The sequence below is a fragment of the Subtercola lobariae genome (assembly GCF_014640255.1).
Classification (GTDB): Bacteria; Actinomycetota; Actinomycetes; order Actinomycetales; family Microbacteriaceae; genus Subtercola; species Subtercola lobariae.
Window position 1 is genome coordinate 20,736 of record NZ_BMGP01000010.1, and the last position, 10,144, is coordinate 30,879.

The 10,144-nt window shown below is 62.5% G+C and carries 11 protein-coding genes and 2 pseudogenes; 5 read left to right on the forward strand and 8 right to left on the reverse strand.

Features of this window, described 5'->3' with window-relative positions; all coding sequences use genetic code 11:
- Position 1: 1 nt before the first annotated feature.
- The 5 genes from IEX24_RS19040 to IEX24_RS19060 form a co-directional block, all read right to left on the reverse strand.
- A complete protein-coding gene (locus IEX24_RS19040; protein ID WP_188681305.1) occupies positions 2 to 1,252 on the reverse strand; it encodes a CaiB/BaiF CoA transferase family protein in 1,251 nt (416 codons plus the stop codon).
- Positions 1,245 to 2,300 (reverse strand): alpha/beta hydrolase, encoded by a 1,056-nt coding sequence (locus tag IEX24_RS19045; protein WP_203586072.1) that lies wholly within the window; start codon positions 2,298 to 2,300, stop codon positions 1,245 to 1,247. The genes IEX24_RS19040 and IEX24_RS19045 overlap by 8 nt, the downstream gene beginning before the upstream one ends.
- Entirely contained in the window at positions 2,278 to 3,069 is a 792-nt protein-coding gene (locus tag IEX24_RS19050) for a Crp/Fnr family transcriptional regulator (protein ID WP_188681310.1), read from the reverse strand. Before IEX24_RS19050 ends, IEX24_RS19045 begins: the two co-directional genes overlap by 23 nt.
- Complete coding sequence (locus IEX24_RS19055; RefSeq protein WP_188681312.1) at positions 3,066 to 3,983, reverse strand: alpha/beta fold hydrolase; 918 nt, start codon at positions 3,981 to 3,983, stop codon at positions 3,066 to 3,068. The genes IEX24_RS19050 and IEX24_RS19055 overlap by 4 nt, the downstream gene beginning before the upstream one ends.
- Positions 3,984 to 4,056: 73 nt before the next feature.
- On the reverse strand, positions 4,057 to 4,548 hold the full coding sequence (locus tag IEX24_RS19060) for a flavin reductase family protein (protein WP_203586071.1): 492 nt from the start codon (positions 4,546 to 4,548) through the stop codon (positions 4,057 to 4,059).
- Between the two features lie 598 nt (positions 4,549 to 5,146).
- Between IEX24_RS19060 and IEX24_RS19065 the strand changes: the two genes are divergently transcribed.
- Entirely contained in the window at positions 5,147 to 6,475 is a 1,329-nt protein-coding gene (locus IEX24_RS19065) for a DUF1254 domain-containing protein (RefSeq protein ID WP_203586070.1), read from the forward strand.
- 56 nt (positions 6,476 to 6,531) lie between these two features.
- Here IEX24_RS19065 and IEX24_RS19070 read toward each other — a convergent pair whose 3' ends face one another.
- Positions 6,532 to 6,951, reverse strand: coding sequence for a GNAT family N-acetyltransferase (locus tag IEX24_RS19070; protein WP_308419029.1), 420 nt, complete (start codon positions 6,949 to 6,951; stop codon positions 6,532 to 6,534).
- Here IEX24_RS19070 and IEX24_RS19760 point away from each other — a divergent pair.
- A complete protein-coding gene (locus tag IEX24_RS19760) occupies positions 6,844 to 7,128 on the forward strand; it encodes a hypothetical protein (protein WP_229715592.1) in 285 nt (94 codons plus the stop codon). The genes IEX24_RS19070 and IEX24_RS19760 overlap by 108 nt on opposite strands.
- A gap of 185 nt (positions 7,129 to 7,313) precedes the next feature.
- On the opposite strand, the gene IEX24_RS19075 is transcribed toward IEX24_RS19760, so the two are convergent.
- Together IEX24_RS19075 and IEX24_RS19080 are read right to left on the reverse strand one after the other, a co-directional pair.
- Entirely contained in the window at positions 7,314 to 7,475 is a 162-nt protein-coding gene (locus IEX24_RS19075; RefSeq protein WP_188681316.1) for a hypothetical protein, read from the reverse strand.
- Positions 7,476 to 7,727: 252 nt separating this feature from the next.
- The gene (locus IEX24_RS19080) at positions 7,728 to 8,006 is read right to left on the reverse strand and encodes a GlsB/YeaQ/YmgE family stress response membrane protein (protein WP_188681318.1); all 279 of its coding nucleotides are present in this window, start codon (positions 8,004 to 8,006) and stop codon (positions 7,728 to 7,730) included.
- Positions 8,007 to 8,189: 183 nt separating this feature from the next.
- Between IEX24_RS19080 and IEX24_RS19085 the strand changes: the two are divergent.
- From IEX24_RS19085 to IEX24_RS19095, 3 genes and pseudogenes are all read left to right on the forward strand, one after another.
- Positions 8,190 to 8,441: pseudogene (locus IEX24_RS19085) on the forward strand (response regulator transcription factor); the annotation flags it as partial.
- Positions 8,442 to 8,787: 346 nt separating this feature from the next.
- On the forward strand, positions 8,788 to 9,303 hold the full coding sequence (locus IEX24_RS19090; RefSeq protein WP_188681320.1) for a low affinity iron permease family protein: 516 nt from the start codon (positions 8,788 to 8,790) through the stop codon (positions 9,301 to 9,303).
- Positions 9,304 to 9,535: 232 nt separating this feature from the next.
- Positions 9,536 to 9,826: pseudogene (locus IEX24_RS19095) on the forward strand (transposase); the annotation flags it as partial.
- Between the last annotated feature and the right edge of the window lie 318 nt (positions 9,827 to 10,144).

The following is a 10,144-nucleotide window of genomic DNA, read 5'->3' on the forward strand; positions in this document are numbered from 1 at the left end:
CTCAACCCGCGTTCACAGCAACCGAGGCGAGCGAGGCCTCGGCACCGACGACGTGATCACTCGCTAGCGCATCGATTTCGTCGTCGGCCAGGCCCAACTCGGCGAGCAGGGCGACCGTGTCTTCACCGATGCGTGGAGCACGGCGTGTGGCCCGCGGTGCGCCGTCGGCGATCATCGGGGTGTTGACCATTCGGGCGTGCCCGAATCGCTTTTGATCGCTCGGGAACATGTCGCGCGCAGCGTACTGCGGAGCATCCAGCATCTGGGCGATGTCGTTCACAGGTCCGCACGCGACTCCCGCTTTACGCAGAAGACCGATCCACTCGTCGCGAGATCGCGTGCCGAACTGCTCCTGCAGAAGCGCCGCAAGCTCTGCCCGATGTGCGAAGCGAGCGGATTCGCCGCTGAAGCGCGGCTCGTCAGCGAACCCAACTCCGAGAACATGGCAGAGATCTCCCCACGACCGATCGGTCACCCCTATTACCAGCGTCTCGTTGTCACCGCACTGGAATGCCTCGTACGGCGCGACCAGACGGTGCGCGGTTCCGAGGGGAGCGGGTACCTCACCCGTGCCGACATAGTCGGCGACCTCCCACACCGACCAGCCGGCGATCGTGTCGGCCAGCGAAACATCGATGAACGATCCGCCGCCGCCCGAACGGGCACGCATCAGAGCAGCGAGCACTCCGATTGCGCCCCACATGCCCGTACCGAGATCGCCCATCGGATAGCCGGCCTTCGCGATGGTGCCGTCGGTGCTGCCCGTCACGCTCATGAGTCCGCCGTAGGCCTGTGCGACCAGATCGATGCCTTTCGCGTCACGCATGGGCCCGAATTGACCGAAGCCCGAGATTGAGCAGTAGACCAGGTTCGGGGCGACCTTCTTCAGGTCGTCGTAGCCGAGCCCTTGCTTCGAAAGCGCGCCGACCCGAAAGTTCTCGACTAGCACATCCGACCGCGCCGCCAACTTCTTGATTACGTTCTGCCCGCGCTCACTCTTGAGGTCGACCGCGAGACTCCGCTTGTTGCGATGCACCAGGTCGAAAGGCAACGGCCGCTTTTGAGGCCCGACGAGACGCCTTCGCATCGAGTCACCGTCGACGGGCTCGATCTTGATGACCTCTGCACCGAGGTCGGAGAGGATCGTCGTGCAATACGGGCCGGCCAGGGCTCCGGTGATGTCCAGTACGCGAATACCGCTCAGAAAATGCGGTTGCTTGGCATCGCCACCGGGTGTGCTCGCATCAGGCATGAGGTTCTTCTCCTTCAATCGGTCGTCTGGTCGGGTTGGCGGCGCGTCGCAGTACGTGAATCTCTTCGAGGCGTTCGCGCCTGCTGATGGCCGGCTCCCGAATCACCGATGACCCGTGGTAAGTGCCGGGGAAGAGATGCAGCTCTGTCGGAATTCCCGCCGCCAGCAACGCATCTGCGTACGCGATACCGTCATCGCGCAGCGGGTCGAACTCCGCAACCGAAATGTAGGTCGACGGAAGACCGCGTAGATCGGATGCCCGGGCCGGGGCCGCGTAGGGCGCCGGCGTCTCAGCGTTCTCACGCCAGCTGGTTGCGACAGCACCATCGACGCCCTCGAACCGCCCGTGGAGGTAGAGCGACCAGCACACCTCAATGTCGTGACGCGTAAGAGCGGGGGTGTCGGTGAAACGCCTGCTGCTGTCAGAGGTGAGTCGATCATCCAGCACCGGTGAGGCAAGGAATTGGAAGGCAACCGGGGGGCCGCCGCGGTCACGGGCCAGCAGCGCGGTCGCGGCGACGAGTGCGCCCCCGGCGCTCACCCCGTGTAGAACGATCGACGCGGGGTCGATGTCGAGGTCATCGGCGTGCTCGTGCACCCATACCAGGCCGGCGAAAACGTCGTCAAGCGGCGTCGGAAAGGGCCACTCGGGCGCCAGTCGATAGTCGACCGAGACCACGATGCTGCCGACCTCGGTTGCGATCTCCCGGTTGCGGTGATCGCTCATTTCGAGGTCACCCATCATGAATCCGCCGCCGTGTACGTGGTAGACAGCGGCTCGGTTAGTGCGGGTCTGCGGGCGGTAGATGCGCAAGGCGATCATCCAGCCGTCTACTGCAGCGACAGAGCGCCGTTCGATCGTCACCCCGTCGCGGTCTGCCGACTCGCTACCGGTCGCATCGCTCGTGCTGGCAGAACTCGCAGGTCCAGCCGCGGCCGCGAACCGGCTCGCGTAGATGCGGCGCGCTTCGGCAACGTCGGCTCGATCGAATGTTGGCAGAGCTGCCGCAGCGGCGACGAGCTCGTCATCGAGGGCGTACGTGCTCACGGGGGCCTCTCTGCACACTGGAATCGATGGCCGCAGCATTTTCCGTCTTGGCAGCTACCCGCTCGTCGATCAGCGGCGCACCGGTCGCCGACGCAAACGACTGCAGCAGCGCCGGGTCTTCGATCCAGATCTGCCGACGTGAACGGCGGATCGCTCCGGTGTCGCTCAGCTTCTTCAGCGCGCGTGAGACGACCTCGCGAACCGATCCGATCGCGTTTGCCAACTCGGTCTGATCGGTCTGCACCAGTAGCCCGTTCACCGTCGGCGTCGCCATTTCGAGCAGATGCCTGCTCAACCTCTTCTGTACAGTGCCGAAGAGGTTGTCCTCCATGTACATGACAGCTTCATACGTCGATTCAGCCAAATGCACTGCGAGCCGGTAGCAAAGGTCGGAGCGGGTGCGCAGCAACCGGCGGAACGTGTTCGGATCCAGAAGCGAGACCTCGCAGTACGTGACCGCGGCGAGCGACGAGGGAGCGCCGTTCGTGAGCATCGCCGGCAGGGCGGTGATCTGGCCGACAGAGAGGTATCGCGTGGTCGCAGCCCGCCCGTCGAATGATGTGATCTGGGCGCGGACCTGGCCACGGTGGATCAGCGCAACGCGGAAGTCGCCGCCGGTCGCGTCGCAGATAAGCTCACCGGCCGCGTACGACCTGAACTGACTGTCGGCCAGCAGGGTGTCCCGCACCTCGGTGTCTTGACTGGCGAAGATGCTCTTTGACCACGCTTCGAGCGCCGCCGGTGAGATCCCGGACTCGACACGGTTCATACTGACACCGCGATTTCGCTCTCAAGGTTGAACTGTAGGGTGACCTTCGACCGAGGGTCACGTTCGGGCCATGCTCCAACCTCCACTTGAGCGATGAAGCGGCGAACGATGTCGTTGAACAGCGCCGGGTCTTCGAGATTCAGCACGTGGCCACTGTTAGGCAGAACCCGCCAGCCGCACGCCGGCACCGTCTGCTTCAGTAGTCGGCCCGTCGACAGGCAAGCCTCGTCCTCGTCGCCGTCGACCACCAGAAGCGGCCTGGCGAACGTCGACAGCTCGTCGAGCAGATCATGGAACGATGGACGTTTTGCCTGCACCTCGAGGATGGTCAACGCCATTCCGTCGGCCGACTGCTCGGCGAATTGGTCGATCATCTGCTGCCACGCTGCCGCGCTTCGGTTTTTCAGTTGTATCCGGCTTGGACCCTCAGCCATGCTTCGGCCGACGAACTCAGTTCCCCGGGCGCGTAGCTGGTCTGCGACAATCCGCGCCTCCTCGAGATAGGCCGATCGGATGCCCGGGTCTGACCCCGAGCCGACACTCACGGCCATGACTGAACGAACGCGCTCCGGATGCTTCAGACCGACTTGCACGGCCGTGTACCCGCCCATCGAGATGCCGACTATATGAGCGCTTTCGATATCCAGCGCATCCAGAACGGCGACGGCGTCGTCAACCGCTCGCTGCCACGAATAGGCGTCGGAGTTGGCCGGAACATCCGACGGCGGGTAGCCGCGCGCAGCGAAGGTGATGCATCGATGCTCGTCACATAAAGCCGCTACCTGCGCGGCCCAGCTTCGGTAGTTTCCGGCAAACTCGTGCAGAAAGAGAATCGGATCGGCTGCACCGCTAGCTCCACTGTCGGTCACATGAAGCCGCACACCGTCGGTTGTTTTAACGATCGGAAACGTCATTATTTCTCCTCTGCCCTAGACAGTCTTTCTACACCCGCGACTTGGGTCTGTGACCCAGGTCCAGCAAGCTGCATTAGTTCATTCCGGCGAGCGCACCACGGAAGAAGGTCAGCGGCCCCCTTCCGGCAGAAGCAGCGAGGTCAAGCACTCGGGCGACGACGATCCAGTGGTCACCAGCCTCGTGCACTGTCTCGACTTCGCACTCCAGCCAGCCCAGGGTGCCCGCCAGCATGGGCGCACCCGTCGAGCGGCCCGCCGACCATTCCACCCCGGCGAATTTAGCGGCACCGCTCTGTGCGAAGCCACGACCCAGCTGAGTCTGGTCATGAGCGAGCACGTTCACACCGAATCGCCCGCTCTCGGCGACCTTGGGCCACGATGTCGACGATTTGCTGGGGCACAGGAAGATCAGCGGTGGCTCAAGCGAGAGCGCGCCGAACGACTGGCACGTGAATCCCACCGGTTCGCCATCGTGTATTCCCGTCACCACGGTGACACCGGTGATGAAGTGCCCGAGCACTTTGCGGTAATGGTCGGCCTGAATCTCGGCCGGCATCTCAGTCATCGTCACAATTCCTCCACGGCAGTTCTTGACTACCCCGGTGGCGGCGCTGCCTTCGAGCCCCATCGCATCCGGTGACTCGAGTCTGACCTTTCGCGCACCAGAACACTGTGACCTGACTCAGCTGACTTTCAGCCGTGCGAGTGTGCCGGTAATTCTAAATGCCGGTGCATTCGAACGGTCGACGGCGGTAACCTTCATGGGCTCACGCATCACTCGGATCGTAACTCTAATGGTCAGCTAGCCACGGGTCGCACTACATGGCTATGGTCTACACCGATCGGATCGTCGAACTCGGCGCGAAACGATCAACGGGAACCGTGGGCGATTCATACGACTGTCAGTCTGTTCTGTATCGAAACCCATGCGATGCGTGACGTCGAGCACGTTGCAGATGCGGTATTTGTTCGCGCGATTTCGCTGAGCCTGGTAGACGGGTAGCCCCGCAATGACGGCACCGCGGTGCGCCTCACCGCAATGAGAGTTGTCCCTGGGTTCCGTCGCGACAGGTGGCTGGGGCTTCTTCCGTCTTGGGGCGTGATCGGCCATACTGGCGATCACAGCACCTGGTAGGGGCGCAGTCAGGCAGATGGGGTTAGGGATGAGTGTTGATGGAGTGCAGGCGATCGCGTTTGAGGCGTATCAGTATTTCTATCCCTTGGTGACGATGGATGTGACCAGGAAGCAGGCCACCAATGTCACTGGTGCCGGTGGCGAACAGGGGCGGGCACCGGTGAACAGGTTCGCGCATTTCCGACACTATCCCGAGGCTGAGGCGAGAGACGTGGTGCGCTTCAACTTCGATACCCTGTACTCGTTCGCGTGGTTGGATGTGCGCGATGAACCGATCGTGCTGACGGTTCCCGACTCGAACGGCCGCTTCTACCTGACACCCATGCTCGATATGTGGACTGACGTGTTCGCTGTTCCGGGTACACGTACCACCCAGGGCCAGGAACGCCTTTTCGCCATCGCAGCCCCGGGATGGTCTGGCGTGCTGCCGGACGGGGTGTCCTTGGTGCACGCTCCGACGCCAGTGGTCTGGGTGATGGGTCGCACCCAATGCAACGGAGTCGATGACTACCCCACGGTGCACACCATCCAGGACGGCCTCTCTACCGTGCCGCTGAGCCGGTGGGGCACCGAGTTCGTCTGGCCAGACGATCAGCCGATCGATACCACCGTCGATGACCGTACTCCTCCGCTCTACCAAGTGAATGCGATGAGCGGCATCGAGCTTCTGACGTACGCCACCGAGCTGTTGCTGATCCACCCGGCGCACCCGAACGATTATCCGATCCTTGAACGGATGAGACGCATCGGAGTCATCTCGGGCGAGGTGTTCGACTCCACCACTCGGACAGCCGAGGAGATCGACGCGATCAACGCCGGCGCTGCTGAGGCACTAGAGGATCTCATCGGGTCGACGACGGACGGCAGTCTGGGTGTGTGGCGAAACGGGTGGATGACCATCCAAGGCGGGACCTACGCGACCGACTACCGTCGGCGGGCGATGGTCGCCCTCGGCGGTCTGGGCTGCAACCTCCCCGAGGACGCCCTCTATCCGGGAACCGCCATCGATGACACCGGGGAGCTACTGGATGGCGAGCACTCTTACGTCCTGCACTTCGAGGCTGAGGAGCTGCCGCCAGCGGATGCGTTCTGGTCGTTGACGATGTATGACGAGGAAGGCTTCCAAGTTCCCAACCCGATCGATCGGTTCGCGATCGGTGACCGGAACCCGCTCGCCTACAACAGGGATGGGTCCCTGGATCTACTGATCCAGCATCCGTCCCCAGGTGATCAGCGAGAGTCCAACTGGTTGCCCGCACCCTCGGGCCGGTTCCAACCGATGCTGCGCATCTACTCGCCGCGCCCCGAGGCGCTTCGCCGCGGAGTGTCCCTCCCGGCGATCCGACGGGTGCAATAAGTAACAGCATGGAGGGTCGGTCGGCGAACCCCGAACTCTTCGTGTCTCAGAGCCGATCACATGCCCGCCGAGGGATCCTCCCACGGACGAGGAGCGGCAAGGGGTGCAACCATATGCACTCGGCGTCCGTATCGGTCAACACCCAGCTCGGCCTCGATGGCGATGAGAGAGCGGTGGAAAGATGTTGTTGGCTCTTCCTCGATGAAGCCAGCAGTTGCGTAAAACGGGGCGTTCCAGGGGATGTCGACGTAGGTACGAAGCGAGATCTGGAGGTAAACACGGTTTCGTGCGTGATGCTTCGCGGCTTCGACGAGCGTCCGGCCCCAGCCCTGTCGTGCATGCTGAGGTGCTACTGACAGCTGTTCCAGATGACAGATGCCGTTGAACTCGATGACGTGGACGAAGCCGGCGACGTTACCGTCATCGAGTTCAACGACGAGCAGGAAGCCAGACTTGGATGCCCGAAAGTCTCCCAGCCGAGCGGCGGATCATTCGTCGGGATTGAACTGGTCGATCAGCATTCGGTCGGCTTTGTTTTCGACCTGCTCGATCGCACGCAAGTCTTGCTGCTGAGCGAAGCGGACACAGGCTGGCATGTCACAAGCGTACGAGCGAGAGCGTTCGAAAGCCGATTCTCTTACGGGCACCGCTAAGCAGAAGTTCGACCGATCTATTACGAAGTCGTTGGAGCGTTGCTGCCGAGATCAGGGCCGTGGACGACGCTCGGCGCTGGTTTGGGCAGTTCTCACCCGAACTATCACGTAACGCGATGTCACCGACCGATGAGCACGCGGTGGTCGCACGTGTGAGGACTCTGCGGGTGAGTTCCCCATTGGTGTCAGGCTGAGGGACCGGTTCGTTTTTGTAGTTGCTGGTAGTGGGTGAACATGTCGCGTGTTTCGAGGCCGGTCAGGTCGTGCCATTCCCACATCGCCGTGTACAAGGCTTCGCCCTGAAGGCCCGCGTCGAACAGCTCCTTGGCAATGTTCTTCGCTGTCACTTTCCGGCCCCGCCGTTTCGGCCTTCCTAACCCGTCCGTCATGATCCTGTCCACTCTTTTGTACACGGTAAAACGACATCGTTTCGGCCAGATGCCGTCCGTGTTACGAATCAACCTGCGTCAGTGCATCCGCTGCCGGCAGGGTCTCGTCATCGGCCGTGCACGATTTCGTCTATCGCGCGGTCTGCGTTTTGAGAAAGAACCGTACTAGAGCGCCGATACCCAGAAGAAGAAGTTTTCTCCGCATAAGGGTTAGCGGCTCACCGAGCGGCGGCCGGTGACGGCGGTGTAGATCACGAGCACGATGATCGCACCGATGATCGAACCGATAATGCCGGCGGGCTGGAAGAAGCCGTCCATCGGGTCGTGCTGAAAGATCAGGAAGCCGAGGAACCCGCCGACGAACGACCCGACGATGCCGAGCACGATCGTCATGAGAATTGACATGTTCTGCTTACCGGGAACGATGAGGCGGGCGAGGGCTCCGGCGATGAGGCCGACGACGATGAGGCTGATGATGAGACCGAGCATGATGACATCCTTTAGTTAGCGCACGCGGCGCGTGCCTGCCGCCCGGGGGCTGGGCGGCAGGTGTCAGCTAACCAGCCTGTGAGGTGTGCTGGGATACCCTTAGGGGTGGTATCTGCGATGGTGTTCTGGGGTACGTTCAAACTATGAGCTCCAGCATGGCCCCCACCCCGATTCGCGTGGCGCCTTGACTGGCCCGGGCGGCACGAAGGATTCACCGACCTCGAGTCCGAGATCCTCGCCCTCATCACCCAGGGCAAGAGCAACGCTGACGTCGCCGCGCTCACCTACCTCAGCCCCAACACTGTGAAGTCGTATATCCGGAGCATTTACCAGAAGATCGACGTGACCAGCCGCACCCAAGCCGTGCTCTGGGGCGTCGCGCACGGCTTCACGCCCGACCATCACCGCATCGACCACTGGCTCGGCGGCCCCTGACCCGGGTCGCCGGCATCTGATATCGACGGAGCAGCACCCAGCCCCCGCACTTCGCCACCGGCTGAGCCGGGAACTGTGCCCGTTACAGGTCCGCTAACGCGGTGAGGGCACCGTTCCAGCGGTACTTGCGTTCCAGCGGTACTTGTCGGTAGCGTCGGCGAAGGTCATGTCGCTGTCACCACGCCCGAGCTGTTCACCCGTCTCCTGTGGGCGTCGGCTCCGTGTACAGGGAGCGCATTCTGCTGGCAGGTCCCGCTGCGAAGTTTCAGGTCATGAGGGTATTGTTCGATGACCCTGCCGCGCGGACACGACGCAGGTGTCCTGGTGATAAGGATCGGTGGTAGCGGTGAGTGGACAGTCTCGAGATGAGCTCGGTTGGCGCCGATCCTGGGTCAGCCGGCGCGAAGGTGCCCGGCATTGGCGCCGAGGGCTGATCAGCGGTCGGGACGGCGAGGCCGCGTTGAAACGGGTGTCGGGGCGGTCGGTTGGTAGTTTGCTGCTTCACCGTATCGGCGAGGTGAGCTCTCACGCTGCCGCGGGGCTGGTCGCTACACTGCTGATTCTGGGTTGGGTCGTGTTCGGTATCGTTACGGACTTCCCGGACTGGTGGGACACAGTTCTATACATCACGAGCTCTTCAGTGACTCTGGTGATGGTGTTCGCGATCCAGCACACCCAGTCCCGGCAACAATCCGCCACTCAAAGGAAGCTCGACGAGATCCTCCGCGCCCTCCCTAACGCGGACGGCTCCCTCATCGCGGTCGAGGAAGCTCCCGATGGAGAACTCGAAGCTCGCGCCGAACTCAACCTCGCCGACCGAGAAAAAGCACTCCACGACTACAGCAATGCGGCTCAGTCGTAGCGCGCTGCACCAGCATTCTCGCCCGGCCCACCTGCACCGCAAATGCACGGTACAAAACGGCTGCGGCTCGGGCTGTTTCTTTGACGGTGTCACTCTGGCCCGACGTGCTGAGCACGGGCCCGAATGGTCTGTTTAATCAGTTCGCGAAAACGGTGCTCGAGATGGCGTAGAACGAGCAACTCACCAGGTACCTCCGTCCCGAAGAGGACCATTCCCGAAAGGCCGTGAGGGCGCGAACGTGCGTAACGGTACCCGACCGAAGACGGTTCTGACCGAAGCGACGGGCCAGGTCATGATCGAGGTGCCCAGGGATCGTGATAGCCGTTCGAGCCAGTGGACGCCTGAGCAACGACAACGCCGGCTGACCGGGCTTGATGAAGCCCGCGCTGAACGCGATGCCATCACCTTCACCGATCGCCGACCGCGGAAACCAACGAATGAAAACGCCAAGAACGTCGTTAGCGAGGCAGACCCGCGCGGGGCGATCGGCCGGGTCGTAGATGCCCCGATTGTTTCGGCTTGATGAATCGTTAGCGTATTCGCTCGGACACACGATTTGGAGGCATATGGTGAGGGTTGCTGCTCCTGACCCTGGTTGCGCCGCCGTCCGTGCCGATATGGACGTCAGAGCTCACCGCACCTTTCGCGTCGGTTCAAGAAAGTGTTTCCCTGTGCGTGGCTATGGTGCCCGCATCGACAGTGCGTTAGTGGAGGCAGCCCGCACCGCGGCAACGTGAACGGCACCTCGAACCAGCTTGACGCCTGACCGACATCACCGTCGCCTTGCACCGGGTCGGATCGATGCGCTGTGCTCATGCTGTCCCGTTCCCGATGGGGTGCC